This is a genomic window from Facklamia miroungae (assembly GCF_012396555.1).
Lineage (GTDB): Bacteria > Bacillota > Bacilli > Lactobacillales > Aerococcaceae > Facklamia > Facklamia miroungae.
Window position 1 is genome coordinate 250,772 of sequence record NZ_JAAXPS010000001.1, and the last position, 16,342, is coordinate 267,113.

Consider the following 16,342-nt stretch of genomic DNA (forward strand, 5'->3'; position numbering starts at 1 on the left):
TTTACTACCTATCCATTTCTATATTTTCTACATATTTTTTGTAACTTTGAAATATTATTTTTCTTCTATTTTCAATATCTTCTAACCTATATTTCTTTGCTACTTTAAAGTTTTTTTTTGCTTCTAGTATCATCTCATCTATTTTTAATAGGTCACTTATAGAATTTACAATTTGATCAATATCATTTGGGTTAAATAAACGTTTACTTGATAAGAGCTCTGGTATTCCTGCGATATTAGATCCAAGTGAAGGACAGCCAGTACTCATCGCTTCGATCATCGAACGAGGTAGACCTTCTTGTTTACTAGGCTGAATATATATGTCTAGCATTTTATACCATTCAAAGATTTCATCTTTGGTTAATGTTCCAACTAAATTTAATTGTTCTAAGACTCCGTATTTCTTTGCCTCTTCTTTTAAAAATTCTCCAGTTCCCGGTCCGACAACTTGAAATTCTGCATTAATTCCATTAGATTTAAGCTTTTTTATTGCTCGAATTACTAAATGCTCTCCCTTATATTTAACATCTATAGAATTTACAGCTTGACCAAGAACAATTGTTCGAGTATTCATAGCTTGGATTTTCTCTATCCTCTCATTGATTACATTTTCGTCAGTTTCATTTAAATATACATTTGAGCAAACGGAAGAAATTCCATTATTTGGATAACGGCGTTGCAAAAAAAATTCAGTAACATAAGTAGCGAAATTAGCATTTTTGACATATTTTTTTTCATTCCAGTACATTAATGGAGCAGCAATTTTACCTAATAATCCATGATTCCAATATGAATCCCATGCACATCCTCCAACTTCTACTAAATAGGGAATATTTAACTTTCTTGCAGTTTTTAATACAGAATTGGAAGTTGTACTAGGCATTCTAGCAAATATTAAGTCAACTTCTCTCATAACATTTATTATATTTTTTTCAAAACTGTACTTATCAAGTAAAAAACCTCGGATTGTGTTGAAGTTTTCAACTTCTATTACTTCTAAATTATCTAATGAAAGGGGATTCATATTCATTTCGACGAATGTCTTATCAAGATTATATGTTCGGACAACAACGATTAACTTATCGACTACTTGAAGATATCTTTTGAACATTTCATTAGTAAGAGTAATACTACAATAAACACCATTTTTATCTTTATACATTGGCCCATCAAAACTGAAAAGTCCAATCATTAAACACGCCTCCACTCATTAAGCTCTTCATCGAATATTTTTAAAATTTTAGCAGGTATTCCACCTGCTATAACTTGACTAGGTATATCACTTGTAACTACACTATTTGCAGCAATAATACTACCTTTACCTATGCTACATCCCTTCTGAACAACGACACCTTCGCCTATCCAAACATTATCATTAATATTAATTTCTTTAGTTGATAGTTTCCTACTATTAGGTGAAGTAAATGGATTATCTTGAATATTTCCATCGTATGTTCCATGAGAATTATCTATTATAAGAACTCTGGAACCTATTAATACATTAGATCCAATATTAATCTTTTCACAACATGATATCCTTACATTATCACCCATATTTATATTGTTATTAAAAGTTAATATTTTACTATAGTGTTTACCTAAAACATCAATTCTACAATTATATCCTGTAGTTAAATTGTTTCCGAAATTAATATACTTTTTACCACGTATTATAATCGGAAATCTAATTAATCTAGCATTTGGAAATAACAATTTAGTTTTAAACAGGTTATATATATTTTTTAATATTTCTGTAAAACCATAGTTTGATTTTCTCATTTTTGCCTCCATTAAATAATATCACCTATTTTTTTTTGATGGGTAGATTAAGCCACGAGCCAAAAAGTTCATCCCAATTCATCGGATTAAAAGGTACAAGTCCACTAAAATGAAAAAAGGTCATTTCTCCGAAATAAATTTTTCCATCAACCTCGTAAAAATCTACTCTAAGATGTGGACATCCAAAGGATATTTTTTCTGCTAATTCGATCATCTTATTAAAATGTTCAGGTTTATTTGGAACAACAAATGCATTAGGATGACCGTTTATAAGATTTAAATGATTAAAATTTAAATCAAAAAAATCGAATTTAGTTTCTTCATTGGCATTACCTCTATCACTTGCTATAAACATTGCCTTCACTTTACCATTGAACGTGAAAAATTTATAGTCTTTTAAATCATGGTCTCGATCACTTTCTATATATTTCTCAGCAATAATACGAGGTTTGATATCCTTATAAGGCCACTCTCTCCCTTTTAAAAAATAATCACATTTAATCGATTTAATAATTTTTTCTTTCGCATTTTCTAAGTCTAACTTTGATTTATCTTTGCATATTATTAGACCTCCAGAATCATGAGTACATTTGAGAACAAATTTATTTGGTAATTCATTAAAATTTATTTCCTCAAAGCTATCCCATACTCCTAGTGTTGGAATTGTATATTCATTACCAATAATTTCTGCAACATACTCCTTTGCCTCAAACTTATCCACCATTTTTTTATAAATTGGTTTTCTGTCATATAATTTTAGCCATTGAAGCTTTTCATTAAAAGTTTTTGGGTTTCGCAAATCTAATGTGTAACCAGTATAACCTTTAAAAATAAATTTCAAATATAGTTTGTCTGGTAAAAATTTAGAAATAAACGTATTATGCATTAAAAATACTGAAATGAGATAGGAAAAGGAGAATTTCCGACGCATTTTTAGTAACCTCCATCTTTTAATAATTGTTTTCTTTTTAAATTATTACACTATTTTAAATTAAATCTTTAAATTATGTTTAATTTAATTTTCTATTTCGAAGTAAAGCGATATTTTAATTAATTTTCATTTTTTTAAATGATTTTATCTAATTTTTTAAAGAAAGCTTTAGATGAAAATAATTCTTCGTATAGATTTAGTGCATTCCTTCTTTTAACTAAATTGTCTTTGTTAAAGATTATTTTTTTCTCAAATTCCTTTAAATTTAAATCCATTACATTTAAGCCAACATCATAATTTTCCACAATTTTTGAAGTATCTGAAGGAATATTATTTAAAATAGGAAGTCCATGTTGAAAGTAGTCAATTGATTTCATTGTTAGTCCAACACATACGCTACTTTTCATAATATTTAATCCGAAATGGCATTTATCAAATATATCTTGTTTGAGTTGAGGATCATATATTTTTCCATAATATATAACATTTGCCCCACTCAATTTCGCTTCTTTAATTAGTTCTTGTTTACTCTCGCCATCCCCAATTATATGAAGTGTTACTGGTTTGACATTTTTTATAGCTTCAATAATTTCTTTTATTTTAGTAATATCAATAAGATTATTAATTGATCCTAAGTACGCTAAATTTATTTTTTTTTCACTTAATTGAGCTTTCCTAACCAATTTAATTTCTTTTTTAGCGAGATATATTGTTTGAGTTTTAGTATTTTTTAAAGCGTCACTCAATACTGTTTGATATAATTCACATTCTGTAATTACATGGTCAGCATATTTGAAGCAATTATCTCTCATTTTACCCCAAAAAGTAAATGGTGGAAGAGTCTTAAACTTTTCAATAGGTAAAGTTTCTGGCCATAAATCAATTATATCTAATATAAGTTTCATCTTTCTATTTCTTTTTTTATATTTTGAAGCAAACAAAGCTAAAGAATTTGGCGGTACAAACGTATATAAGAGATCAGGTTGTATTTTTTCAATAACTTTAAAAGAATCCTTACCATATTTATAGTGGGAGTATAACCTTGTTAATGATAAATTCTTGAAATATGGCTTAGATTTAACAAAAATATAATCATTTTTTAATTGTTGTCTTGAAGTTTTTTTAATATGCATGAAATCTGATTGAATAACAGTTACCTCATATCCCTTTCTTAGGAAACACTCATGAACTAAATCAACTCTATCCTCATAAGTGTCAAAGCAATTTACTATAACTGCCTTCATAACTATCTCAACTCCAGTTCAGTTAATACAATTGTTTCTCTAAAATTTCTAACTTGATAATTAGCCCAATCATAGTTGCTCAGTGACTTGACATAGAATAAATTTCCAAATATCTTTTTTACTAGTACAATTTTAAGGGATATTAAAATGAAAGTATTAAACATTTTTGTTAAAACTATCTTCTTCCCATGAACTTCACCTATCATTTTTACCATATCACTAGTTTTAATATAATTTTCGTTTTGCGGAAAAAACAATCCTTTTTTCTCAAATTCAATTAATAATTTAATAAATTCGCTAAGATTGTCTATATGAAGCATACTACGTTTATTATTAAAGTTAGGGAAAACAGGTAATACTTGGGCTGCTTTTGATAATTTAGGATAATTTCCTTTAGACCCTTTTCCGTATATCATAGGTGGTCTTAAAATAACAACTTTGAAGTTTTCATCTGATAAAGGCATAATCCCATTCTCAGCTTTAATTTTTGAATCCCCATATGGATCTTTTGAGTAGGGAATGGTGTCTTTTGTTATTTCACCGTTATTTAGTTTACTTGAAGAATATATAATGATTGAGCTCATAAAGATAAATTGTTTAACGCCATTTTTTTTGGCATGGTTTGCAATCTCAATGGTCAAATCCGTGTTGACTTTATAATATAAGTCACTCTGACTCTTTTTGGCATTGGCATGTGCAATCCCTGCCACATGAAAGACCACATCGTATTGACTAAAATCTGCTTCTTTCCACTTGTCGTTTCTAGTATCAACTTCATCAATGATCAAATCATAATTATTTTCTTTGCAGTATTTTATAAAGGAAGTACCAATATAAGAATCTTTCCCAGTTATTAGGACCTTTTTAGTCAATTTCCTTCACTTCCTTTGCAGCTAAACTTCCTGTCCCACCCTCAACTACTCCATCACTCTTAAAGACAGAAATGATTGTTCCAATTATACAACGAATATCCATAATTAAGCCTTGTTTTTTAACATATTCTCCATCTAACTTAGCTTTTAATGGAATTTCTAATTCATCCCGTCCATTAATTTGAGCCCAGCCAGATAAGCCAACGGGAACGTCATTTGCCCCATACTTATCTCGTTCTTCAATTAAGTCATACTGATTCCACAAGGCTGGTCGTGGTCCTATAATTGCCATATCCCCTTTTAGTATATTGATTAATTGAGGCAATTCATCCAGACTCGTTTTCCTTAAAAATTTACCCACTTTAGTAATATATTGATCGGGATTACCTAATAAATGAGTTGGTGTGTCCTTGGGCGTATCAATATACATGGTTCTGAATTTCAAAATATTAAAATGACTCTTATGGATCCCTACGCGTTTTTGTTTAAATAGGATAGGCCCAGGCGAATCCATTTTAATCGCGATAATCAAAATTAAAATTAACGGGGATAAAATAATTAAGGCCATCAAGGATAGAATAAAGCCTATTATTCTTTTAAAGATTAAATACATGTCGCTACTCCTCATTATGATAATATTCACCGTTAAAAGTATAACACAAGAAATCTCATTTTGAAGGCATTCTTTGTTTTTCTTTCAAATATTACAATTATTACATAACCTAGCTAATCCAGCGTTTGAGAGGCTCACGGTCGACAACTTTTATTAAGAGATAAAGGCATATTAATAACCCACTTCCAACCAGAATGACATAGATAAGAGGAGGCATCGATAGGCCTAGTTTTTCAACTGTCCCTTCAAGTATTTTCAAGAAGAGAACATGAGAAAGATAAATTAAGAAAGAATACTGGCTAAACCATAAGAGAACTTTATCAAAGGGCAATCGGTATAACATGAAAGTCAAGACCAAACCGATCGAATAGAAAGTAACCAGTGGCCTTGTATTGGCAATTACTTCGCCCCCACTTAAGTAGGACTCTTCAATCAATAAGCCTAAGAATAAAAGTGTTAAGATCACTACTCCATAACGGTAGACCTGGAAGCGCTTGACCTTCTGCAAAAAGTTACGGCTCAACCAAATGCCAAAGAAGAAGCAAAAAGCATAGGTATAGTAGTCTTGGACCTTATCATAGGGAATATAACCCAGTAGGTGATCACTGACATGTTGGAAGATAAAAAGACCCGCGAAAGCTAAGGCTAAGTACTTGTTATAGGCAATTTTGGAAAGCAGTGGATAAATGATATATAAGGCCACTATTAAAGGCACAAAGTATAAGTGATAGGAAGTCTTCCCTAGCAAGAGAAACTGTAAGAAGGTCAAAAGACTCAACTCTTCACCTACCAACCAGAAATTAGCCAAAGCATAAATCAAGGACCAGCACAAATAAGCGGGTATAATCTTCTTCAAGCGCTCTTTTAGGAAGGCTGGATAATGGAGTTGACTGTCCAAAGCATCCGTCCGGTCCAGGCCCCAACCTGAAAGAATTAAAAAGACGGGTACTGCAAAGCGTGTCGCTTGATTAAGGGCTAAAATCCATAATTTATTTTTCCCTAATAAGGGGGCTGTAAGATGAATCAAGAGGACCGCAATCGTCGCAAGCCCTCGTAGTAAATCAAATTGAATAAAACGTTTCGTCATTTTTGTCTACCTTTTCTAATTTAATTATTTATTGGTCAATCCAATAATAGAGTTTGAGTAAATAACCGATATATTTATAGACTTCAGAAGCCATTATCCTTAAGGCCTTAGGGCTTTCTGGATAGGCTACTTCTTCTCCTTGCCTATTTTTTAGATGGGCCGATACATAATAAAAGACGAAGTCCTTTCCCCGACTTGCTCGCTCAAAAGCCAATCGAGTGCGCCGGGTATGATAGTCGGTCGTTACTACTAAGGCCGATTGCCAACCCTTTTCTTCCATCATCGCAATCGTATTTTTAGCATTGGTCCATGTCGAAGTCGCCTCATTTTCAGCCAAGATTTGACCCCTTGTTAAGCCGGCTTTTGTCAAATGATCGATCAAAGGTTTATCCTCATAGACTTCATTTAAGGGCGACATCATCAGCTGGTTCGAAGAAGCGTAGCCCGCCTTTACCAATTCGGCGGCCTTTAAGGGTCTGACCAATTCGCCGCCTGGTACAATCACGACTTCTGCCTTTTGAGGCGGTTGCCCAATATCTAAATGCTTGGCTAGCCAGACCAGATAGGTCACTAGCGCTACAAGAAGGATGAATAGAATTTTTACTTTCATGTTTGGAGGCTCCTTTTTTCATTTAATATCCTGCTAACGCGCTAAGACTAAGAAATAGACACACAGGGCATACAGAATACTGTATAAGGTTCCAATCAAATAATACTCCGCAAACCCCTTATCTTCTTCTAACCGTTTGAAACGGGCAATGGATTTGGCCGTATAAATTAAACCAATCGCATTCACCTGCCCCATGCCTAAAAAGATCAAGGAAAGAATCCGCTCCAAATTACCGATTAAAGCGCCCGCCCCTTGCAGACCTTCTTGCTTAATGGCCTGACTGTGATGATAAGGACTGAAGGCTAGTTTAAATAAAACATTAGCCGGCTTGCATACCATAAGGATTGCTAATAACCAGGTCAACATTTGACGGTTCAAGAACGCAGGATCAATCGACACTAAAGACGCGCTAAAAATTACTTGACCTAGCAGAATGATGAGGCCAATATGTAGAACTTGATCAATTAAGAAAGTATATAAGCGGTAAGAAGGATGAAGCTTGTCAAAGCCAATCTTTATAAAGTCGATCAGACTATGACTGATCAAAAGCATCAGATAAGCATAAAAGGCCGGCCAAAAGACCTGATAGTATAGGCTCCGGATTAAGGGATAGAGGAGCAATATCCCATGAATTGCTAAATGAGTTGCCAAGGCTTGCCTTTTATGTTGCTTATCTACAGCCAATTGAGGACTTTGTAATTGAAAATCACCTAAAAAGTGCACGATTAAAACCATTATTGTCCATTGATTAAAGTGACTCATAATTCACCTCCAAAAATTCCGCAATCGTTTCTCGACCCCTTAAGTAGATCTTAATATTACCCAGTGATAACCGCTTGCTCAGACTGCTCTCACTGATTTGAATCCTTTTGGCAAAATGGGCCTGATCAAATTCGGCTTGGTAGATCCCCTCTTCAAGCATCAACTTGAAGGTCTTGCGTTGCAAGTCGGTCCATTGGCTTTTCAAGGTTTCACTCAAGAGAAACAAGGTATTGACCGTCTGATTAATCGAATCATCTTTGGTCCTGAGCGCCAGATGGCACTTGTTCCCATAATTATTACGGTGGACGGCTTCAATCGCCTCCCGCGCTCGCCAAAAGGCTGGACCATCGGCTCCGATACTTCGCTCAGGATCGATCGCCGTCGTGATCTCACCGATACCGATTCCCACCCGAAAAGGATGGGGCAATGTTACATATAAGTCATCCAAAAAGTTCAGCCAGTTTGAATCCAACTTCACAATTACTTGAAACTCATCTCCGACTGTTAAGGTCAATTTCGAAAGCAACTGCTTTTGATACTTCTGGTTAAAACGCTTGAACATGTCTTGCACTTGCTTTTGGAATACCTTGCGTTCTTTGATTTCCTTGGACTTAATGAAATCCCCAATAATAACCACATCCGTAGCCATCGAACTCCTCCTTCCTGCCTAGTTACTTCATTCTTTTTTATCATTGTTAAGAAGAGACATACTGATCATAACCCGCTGCGTGTTGCTTTCCTTGTTTAAGGCAATTTATATTTCTTTCCTTATTTAGGGAAACTTATTAAAATTGCCTTGTTTAGGGAAAGTTTACCCTAAACAGGCTTTAAAAGCAAGCGATCCCTTGCGATCATCCTCTGAAAAAAAGCATTCGCTTTAAGGACTAGTCCGAAGACTCATGTCCCTTTTGCGAATGCTTAGCGAAACTATTGCGGATTCCTCTGGTCATCCATGGCAATCACCTGGTCGAAGCCTAAGGCCACGATATAGGTCCCCATACTAGGTAGTTTAAGTTGGCTAGCTAAGGCGTCCTTGTACAGGTTCAACTGGTAGCGATACTTGTCTTTTAAACTTTCCAATTGTTCGTGTTTGGATTGACTCAGATGCGGACGGTAGCGGTCCGTCTTGAAGTCAATTAAGACAAAACCTTGATTAGGTATCACGTAATAACTATCAATCACCCCGTGCACCAGAATCGAGTCCTGTTCCATCTGCAGACTTTGCTTGCTGTCAGCCAGATTGGCGAACAAGTCCTTAGCTGGTACCAGGTAAGAGAAGGCTTGTTCACGTTTGAGTCGGTCAGCGTTTTGGATCATCTCCTGTCCCAGTGGACTTTTAAGAAAGTTTAAAATCGTTTCAATATAAAGATGTGGACGGTCTTCTTCTTCCATCAAGCCTCGCTCGATCATTGAGTGGATCTGGTCTTGTAAGATCTGGTTATAATCGGCTTGGTCAGCTAATTTAAAGGGACTAAAGTCCACCTGCTCCATCAGATAGTGGTTCAAAGTACCAATCCGAGCCGCATCAAGCGTTTTGGACTGCATAAAGCTCGGTGCCTCAAAGGTATCCTGCGTATAGCGAATACCGTGAATCCCCTGCTCTAATTCCACCTCACTGTCTTCTCTTTCAATGTCTACTGACTTCTGACGGCGGTCTTCAAAGAAGGACAGGGCGGGATGGGGCGGTTCTTCAAACAAGCGTTTTAATTCTGAAACCGATTGATAGGCTGCGGTTTGACTGGCTAATTGATAAGGGTAAGATGCCTCCATCAAGTCTTTAATCTGACCAATCATTCCTGTTAGTTTATCGCTTGGCGCTTGAATTTGTCCTTCTTTAAGCGCCTGTAACCATTGAGGCGGTTGTGTCACCTGCGGTGTCAGATCAAGACTAGGCACCCCTGCTTGGATTTGGTCTTGAGTATAAATGCGGGTGATAAAGTCTTGTTCACCAATTTGAGCGACGGATGGAACCTGCCGCTTGGCTAATGAGACGGCCTGATGGATCCAGTCTAAGAAGTTATTGGTCTGTGACCTGACTTGCAAGGCCACTTGTAAACTATCCCGATCGGTCATCATTTGATAGCTTTCGCCCTTTTCTTCCCACTTGGCTTGACTAGTAATACTCCCCACTAGAATTAGCTTCTGTTCGGTTCGGGTTAAAGCCACATACAAGACACGCAACTCTTCCGCCTTAGAGGCTTGATCTAAAAGAATTTGACGAGCCGTTTTACTGATTGATTGGTAATAGACAAAGTCATCCGTTTGGTAATCATTCATGCCGATGCCATGGTGTTTGGTAGCGATAATGGCCTTTTGGCTATCACCACGGTTGAAGTGACGGTTGCTGTTGATCAAATAAACAACCGGAAACTCACTCCCCTTGGAAGCATGAATGGTCATGGCTCGGATCATATTCTGGTCCTTATCTAATTGCAGGGGCTCAGCCAAGTCCTTCTCTTGTTGGAGCATGGTCTCAATATAGTGAATAAAGCTGGTCAAGCTGCCGCCTAAGCCTTGGTTAATCGACTGGGCTTTTTGATAGAAGGCATGGAGGTTTGCTTGGCGCTGACGCCCCATATCAAGTCCTACCACATAATCCAAAAAGGAAGTATCCAGATAGATCTGCCAGATCAACTCATCAATAGCGTGGTGTTTGGCATACTCGCGCCAGCTAACTAACTGATCAAAAAATGGCTGCACTTGGTCTTTCAATTGAGCCAAATCACTAGAAGCTTCAAAATCACTATGCAGTAGGACTTCAATCGCTTGATAGAAGGAATCTTGCGGGTGGTGAACCCGAATTAAAGCGAGGTCATTATCACTCAGTCCCACAAAGAAAGACTTCAAAATGGCGACTAAAGGAATATCCTGCATGGGATTATCGATTAATTTTAATAGGGCTAACATCAATTGAATCTCTTGGCGCTGAAAATAGGTTTCGATCGCTTGGGAGGTAAAAGGCAAATGATAGTGACTAAAGGCCGCTTGCAAGTGAGCAAAGCTGGATTTCGTTGGACTGAGCACCACGATATCCTTAAAGGTCATCAAACGGTTTTGCTCTTCTTGCTTATCATAAATCACATAACCGCTCTTGAGTTTGGCTTGGATATCTTGCGCAATCAGGTGGGCTTGATAGTCAATCCCCTTATCAATTAACAAGTCACTGGCCTCACTAAGGTCGAATTCTTCTTCTACTTCTTCCTTACTATGCAAAAGGAGTTCAATCGCATAGTGAGTGGGACCCTCTCCGTCTAAGAAGTTCTGATTGCCCCTTACCAGACTTTCGCTCTGACCATAAGTCATCTCCCCAAAAGATTCATCCATCAAGCGTTCAAAGAGATAGTTGGTAAAGTTAAGGACTTCACCGCGAGAACGATAATTTTTATCCAGGATAATCAAGTCGCCTTGATCACTGTCTTGATACAGGCGGTATTTAGCTAGGAACAAGGAGGGTTCCGCCATCCGGAAACCATAAATCGATTGCTTGACGTCACCTACCATAAAGAGATTGCCCTTAGCCTCCTTGACCTTCTCCCGTGACAAATAAGAGAGGATCTGGGCTTGGATTTCGTTGATGTCTTGGTATTCATCGACGAGGACTTCTTGGAACAAGTTTTGGAAATAGACGGCCGCTACCGATGGTTTACGCACGCCTGCATTTGCATCATAGGGGGCTAGAATTTGCAGAGTGAGGTGTTCCAAGTCAGAATAATCAATCCAACCTTCTTGAAATTTATAGTCTTGCATGGCCGTGTAAAATAATTTTGCTAAATTTCGCAACTTGATTAAAAAGGGGTGGATGGCTGCTTCAATTTCCGCTAGGGTCTCATACGGATAGACAAAATAACTTTGTAAGCTTTGAAGACTCTTCTTACTGGCATCGCGGTAGATCTTTAAGACTTGTAAGGTTTCCAGGTCTTCTTCATGGGCTTTCCCTCTTGAACTAGGCCAGCGCTTAAAATTTATCGATTGCAGCTGACTAATGAAACTAGCCATTTCCTTCTGCATGGACAGTTCTTTTAAGTGAGCTACCCTTTCGGCTTCTTCTTGTAAGAGCGGGCCAAATTTTGCGTGACTGGCTTCTGAACAAGTCGCTAATAAGCTTAGTGCGTCTTGGTAGGATCGGTCGGCCAAACTTAACTGGGCATCGACTTGAATTTTTAAACTTTGTTGGTAAAGGTCACTCTGCCAAAAGCTCTCAAGTGAGTCGTCTGCTTGCACCATTTGGTCCAGCCAGATCAATGGCTCGGGGTTGGCGCGTGCGAAGTGATAGATATCCAGAATAATCGAACGCAAGGCCTGGTCATCCCGACCATTGGTCAAACGCAACAAGAGGTCTTGGTAATCTTGAGAATTAACCGACAGGTCCCCTTCATTTTGGCTGATTTGATCGATTAAACTTTCCCAGACTTCTTGCACCATCACTTCTTTTTGGCTTTCATCGACCAAGAGATTAAAGGCCGGATTGATATCTTCGAGATAAAAGAAGTTTTGAATGACGAATAAACAAAAGGAGTGCAGGGTTTGGATATGGGCACTGGCCAATTGGTTAATCTGACTGAGCAGGTAGCGCTTCTCTTCTTCATCTAAGGATTGGTTAATGGCCTTTTTAAGTCGTACCTCCATCCGGTCTTTCATTTCATTGGCGGCCGATTCAGTAAAGGTTACCACTAAGACTTCCTTTAACTCCGCATAACGAGTCAATAGATGATTCATAATGCGTTCGATCAAGACGGTCGTCTTACCGGATCCTGCAGAAGCTGCCACTAAAATATTATTGCCGCGTTGATGGATGGCCTGCCACTGTTCATTATTAAAGGGACTATTAGCTGGTCTAATCGGTAGCTTATCCATTCGCTTCTCCTCCTTCGGCCGTTTTTTTCTTGGCAAGTTTTTCTTTGATTTGGTCTAAGACTTCTTTTTGATTAATTTGTTTGTGACGGTAGCGGTGGAATGACTGCGTGCCGTCAAAGCCCGTAATTACGCGGTATTTCGCATTCAAGGACAAGGTATAAGGATCCTCATAAAACGGGGCCAGGGCAATATCTCCTTCTTGAATCGCCCGTGCGGCCTCTTGGAATTGGTAATGGGTATATTCTAAGAGTAAGTGGACCTCTTCCATGGTAAAGAAATGACTACGGGCATCATAGCCCTCTTTCTTGTAAGAGACAGGATAGATTCGACTTTTCTTGAGTGATGGATCATGGGCTTCAACCCTTTGTAAATCATCGGCTTCTATTGTTACAAAGCCATTTAAAGGCCGTTGACTTAAAAGGGTTTGACTTTGCATGAAAGGCTCTTGCGTGACATAGGCCTGGTCTGCTTTATAATAGCTTGGCAATAAGTGCTGGTAAAAGGATCCCAAGGCTTTCAGCTGAGGATAATTTTTGATGGCGACCCCTAAGTAGGTCAACAGTTGCAAGTCCAACCCGTAGTAGGCATCGACTAAGTTAAAGTCTTTTTTACCAGATTTATAGTCAATCACTTGCAACCAATTGTTTGCTCCCCTTTGAATCTGGTCTAAGCGGTCAATTTTACCACGAATCGTTAATTTACCCCCTGAAGCTAACGGATATTCAAAGCCTTGCACTTGATGGTGAGAGCTGGTGCCAAAGACCAGTTCAGATGCCAACGGTTGAAAATGCGTCAGGCGATTTTGTTCTTGCATGAGATGGACAAAATAGGCCAAGCGTTGGTTAAGCAGTTGGTGAATGGCCTGCATGCGCGGATGACGTGTCAAGACTAAATAATTAGGGTCTTGGTTCAATTGGTTAATCACTTGGTTTAAAAGCCCATCCAGTTCAACTTGACTCATGTCACTAAGGGATTTGTCTTGGGCTTTCAACAAGCGGTTCAACTGGTCCAAGGCTTGGTGGAAATAGTCACCCGATAAGGCCGCGTCCAACTCAAAGCGGTCGCGTTCCTTTAACTTCAAGCCATATCTAAGGAAATGCGAATAAGGATCGGCAAAGAACTGCTCAATCCGTGAAACGGATAAGGATAAATGCTTACCAAATAACTGCAAAGCCAAGTCTTGATCAATCTTTTCAGGCAAGTCATTGAAGTAAAAGGTTTGCTGGATTAAGTCTAAAACCCCTCGGGCGGTGCGTTTATTTTGCTGTTCGTAGTCATTCATCAAGGCTAAAACTTGAAGTAAGGCTGGGTTCGGCGTTTGTCCTGCCATGAAGTCTTGGTGAATCTTATAAAGCACGGGTGATTTCATGCTGGCATAACGCCCCATATCGGCTAGGGTGATGGCCGTTTCTAATGAGGCATCCAAGGCATAGTCTTGGTGATAAATAATTTCTTGACCTGCTAATTTGGCCGCTTGGGCGATCCAAGGTGAAATTTTGCGCACTTGGTCGCCTTGGTTTGTTGCATATGAGATGATTAACTGGTCGGTCGCTAAGAGTAAGACTTGGTTAGCCAAGAGATACTCCATCTGGAAACCTTCTTGCTCTTGTTCTGATAGGTACTGATGGGCTAAGAGGTCCTGATTAATGGCTTGGCGGTGACTGGGTGTTAATAGTCCCTTGGCTTTATGCTTAGCCGGTAAGGATTGATGGTCCATCCCGATCACAAAGGCAATTTTCGTCGGTTGAACTTGAGGAGAGACAATGTTAGTAATCATCACCTGGTCCAAGGTCGGTGGAATAATATGATAAGTAGCTGAAGACAGGCCGGCTTCGAGGATTTCAAAGAAAGTAGCTAAGGGTAAATCCTCTTCGCCATAGATTTGATGGTACTCGTCCAAACTGTTGACTAAGACCTGCCAGACTTGTTCATCTTGTCGCGACTGTTCAATGTCCCCTCTTTCGATGGCTTGGTCTCTTTGTTCTTCCAGTGCTTGACGGACACCGATCGCTTCCAAACGTTGGTAGAAATATGCGGCCCAGCCTGCTTTGACGGACCCCGCGCTCCTGGTTTGGTTTTTGAAGGTGAAGTTTTGGACTAAAAAGGCCCGCATCCACTCAAAGGCTTGGGCACAGGTGAAGTCAAACTTTTCACCCTTTGCGGATTGAAAAGCAACCTCTTGGCCGAGAAAGAGCCAATCATACTGAAGATTAGTAAAGCGATACCCTTCATATTGGTAAGCCAGCAGATAATTCTCAAACTGATAGATCAAGCGATCCAAATCTTCTTCATCTAGCTTTTGAAACTGCTCATTAAAATGGCGCAATGAAATTAAAGGCGACTTCAAAACCTCTAAGATATCAATTAAACGCCAATGATAGCGTTCTAAGCGGATCAAATGCTGAATTAGGGTAAAGAGCGGATGGTCGGTCATGGCTTTGGCATGGTCAAAGAAATAAGGAATCTGATTAGCTCCTAAGATAGGTGCAATGATCGATTGGTAGGCTTCTAAATCACGGGTAAAGACTTGGATATCGCGGTAGCGGTAGCCTTTTTTCGTGACCAGATAATGAATTCGGTTGGAAACATAGCGTAATTCACTTTGCAAAGAATCAAATTGCAAGAAGTGATGGGTAGCAAATGGGGTATTTTCGAGTGGCCCATGGGCTACATTTAATAAGTTTTGCTGCTCTTTAAAGGATTGAGCCAGTGTCATGATCGGTTGATGGAAGTTGAAAGGATGATCTTTAATCTCCCAATCTGGTTCAAAATTAAGTTTCATTTGCTGACCCAAGTGACGAATATGGTAATATGTCGCATAGGGTAAGGCCGTCGTCATGGCCGCTTGTCCTGCTTTTAACTCCTGCCTATTGATGGGCAAGACGATTTGGACGCGCCCTGCCTCCTTGGCTAGACTTAAAAGCAATTGCATCTCCCGACTGTTGAAATAATAGTAATGGTCAATTACAAAGAGATAATTGCCCAGCGCACTTTGCTGGATAAATTGAATCAAGTCTTCTTGCTTGGCAAAGTTATCAATACGTAAATCGGCTAAGGCTTCTAGAAAGGCTTGATAGAGCATTTGAATCTCTTTTTGTTTTTCAATTTCTAAATCCATTAAATGGGCGTCTTCATCGGGATGGACGGCTAAGTCTTCAACTTGAATATTGCCTTCGATAAATTCTTTAAATAATTCAACCAATTCTTCGATAAAGCCTTGATAATGGGCTTGTTTTTGGTAGACCAGTAGTTGATCTTTGGCTTGATTCAAGACTTGACGCACAATCATCGACAGTCCCAAATCGCTGATCTCATTCCCCTTCGAACGCTCTTTCATCAAGAACCAATTCAAACGTGAAAAGGAAGCCACTTGCAAGTTAAAAATGGAACTGGCCTGATCCATTTGGTGGTCACGCCTCTCTTCTAGGACAAATTTCTCCATTTCAAACTTTAAGTGTTCCGGTACTATATAGAAGACTTTTAAGTCAGGATCATGTCTTAATTGGTCAAGTAAGGCTTGAATCAGGATGGTCTTTTTGTTTTGCGTCAAATCGCCAGTCACAAATTGAACGGTCACATTTTTTCCCCCT

At 38.4% G+C, this 16,342-nt stretch carries 12 protein-coding genes; all 12 read right to left on the minus strand.

Annotated elements, in window-relative coordinates; all coding sequences use genetic code 11:
- Positions 1-4: 4 nt before the first annotated feature.
- The 12 genes from HF969_RS01300 to HF969_RS10100 all read right to left on the minus strand — a co-directional run bounded on the left by HF969_RS01300 (position 5) and on the right by HF969_RS10100 (position 16,329).
- Positions 5-1,192: a glycosyltransferase gene (locus tag HF969_RS01300; RefSeq protein WP_090288963.1), complete on the minus strand. Its 1,188-nt coding sequence runs from the start codon at positions 1,190-1,192 to the stop codon at positions 5-7.
- Positions 1,192-1,779, minus strand: a complete 588-nt coding sequence (locus HF969_RS01305; RefSeq protein WP_168427127.1) for an LbetaH domain-containing protein — start codon at positions 1,777-1,779, stop codon at positions 1,192-1,194. The genes HF969_RS01300 and HF969_RS01305 overlap by 1 nt, the downstream gene beginning before the upstream one ends.
- Before the next feature lie 25 nt (positions 1,780-1,804).
- A complete protein-coding gene (locus HF969_RS01310; protein ID WP_090288965.1) occupies positions 1,805-2,710 on the minus strand; it encodes an ATP-grasp fold amidoligase family protein in 906 nt (301 codons plus the stop codon).
- Positions 2,711-2,844: 134 nt separating this feature from the next.
- Positions 2,845-3,954: a glycosyltransferase gene (locus HF969_RS01315; RefSeq protein ID WP_090288966.1), complete on the minus strand. Its 1,110-nt coding sequence runs from the start codon at positions 3,952-3,954 to the stop codon at positions 2,845-2,847.
- A 2-nt stretch (positions 3,955-3,956) separates the two neighbouring features.
- The gene (locus HF969_RS01320; RefSeq protein ID WP_090288967.1) at positions 3,957-4,826 is read right to left on the minus strand and encodes an NAD-dependent epimerase/dehydratase family protein; all 870 of its coding nucleotides are present in this window, start codon (positions 4,824-4,826) and stop codon (positions 3,957-3,959) included.
- Positions 4,819-5,439 carry a sugar transferase gene (locus HF969_RS01325; protein ID WP_090288968.1) on the minus strand — a complete coding sequence of 207 codons (621 nt, stop codon included), beginning with the start codon at positions 5,437-5,439 and terminating at the stop codon, positions 4,819-4,821. The genes HF969_RS01320 and HF969_RS01325 overlap by 8 nt, the downstream gene beginning before the upstream one ends.
- 109 nt (positions 5,440-5,548) lie before the next feature.
- On the minus strand, positions 5,549-6,526 hold the full coding sequence (locus tag HF969_RS01330) for an acyltransferase (RefSeq protein WP_090288969.1): 978 nt from the start codon (positions 6,524-6,526) through the stop codon (positions 5,549-5,551).
- Between the two features lie 28 nt (positions 6,527-6,554).
- A complete protein-coding gene (locus HF969_RS01335; protein ID WP_090288970.1) occupies positions 6,555-7,136 on the minus strand; it encodes a YdcF family protein in 582 nt (193 codons plus the stop codon).
- A gap of 33 nt (positions 7,137-7,169) precedes the next feature.
- Positions 7,170-7,898: a DUF3307 domain-containing protein gene (locus HF969_RS01340; protein ID WP_090288971.1), complete on the minus strand. Its 729-nt coding sequence runs from the start codon at positions 7,896-7,898 to the stop codon at positions 7,170-7,172.
- Complete coding sequence (locus tag HF969_RS01345) at positions 7,885-8,547, minus strand: SatD family protein (protein ID WP_090288972.1); 663 nt, start codon at positions 8,545-8,547, stop codon at positions 7,885-7,887. Before HF969_RS01345 ends, HF969_RS01340 begins: the two co-directional genes overlap by 14 nt.
- A gap of 278 nt (positions 8,548-8,825) precedes the next feature.
- Positions 8,826-12,752, minus strand: a complete 3,927-nt coding sequence (gene addA / locus HF969_RS01350) for a helicase-exonuclease AddAB subunit AddA (protein ID WP_090288973.1) — start codon at positions 12,750-12,752, stop codon at positions 8,826-8,828.
- Positions 12,745-16,329, minus strand: a complete 3,585-nt coding sequence (locus HF969_RS10100; protein WP_090288974.1) for a PD-(D/E)XK nuclease family protein — start codon at positions 16,327-16,329, stop codon at positions 12,745-12,747. Before HF969_RS10100 ends, addA begins: the two co-directional genes overlap by 8 nt.
- Positions 16,330-16,342 lie beyond the last annotated feature (13 nt).

Coding starts and splice junctions, on each gene's coding strand:
- HF969_RS01300 (WP_090288963.1), bottom strand. CDS start 1,192: ATGATTGGACTTTTCAGTTTTGATGGGCCAATGTATAAAGATAAAAAT.
- HF969_RS01305 (WP_168427127.1), bottom strand. CDS start 1,779: ATGAGAAAATCAAACTATGGTTTTACAGAAATATTAAAAAATATATAT.
- HF969_RS01310 (WP_090288965.1), bottom strand. CDS start 2,710: ATGCGTCGGAAATTCTCCTTTTCCTATCTCATTTCAGTATTTTTAATG.
- HF969_RS01315 (WP_090288966.1), bottom strand. CDS start 3,954: ATGAAGGCAGTTATAGTAAATTGCTTTGACACTTATGAGGATAGAGTT.
- HF969_RS01325 (WP_090288968.1), bottom strand. CDS start 5,439: ATGTATTTAATCTTTAAAAGAATAATAGGCTTTATTCTATCCTTGATG.
- HF969_RS01330 (WP_090288969.1), bottom strand. CDS start 6,526: ATGACGAAACGTTTTATTCAATTTGATTTACTACGAGGGCTTGCGACG.
- HF969_RS01335 (WP_090288970.1), bottom strand. CDS start 7,136: ATGAAAGTAAAAATTCTATTCATCCTTCTTGTAGCGCTAGTGACCTAT.
- HF969_RS01340 (WP_090288971.1), bottom strand. CDS start 7,898: ATGAGTCACTTTAATCAATGGACAATAATGGTTTTAATCGTGCACTTT.
- HF969_RS01345 (WP_090288972.1), bottom strand. CDS start 8,547: ATGGCTACGGATGTGGTTATTATTGGGGATTTCATTAAGTCCAAGGAA.
- addA (WP_090288973.1), bottom strand. CDS start 12,752: ATGGATAAGCTACCGATTAGACCAGCTAATAGTCCCTTTAATAATGAA.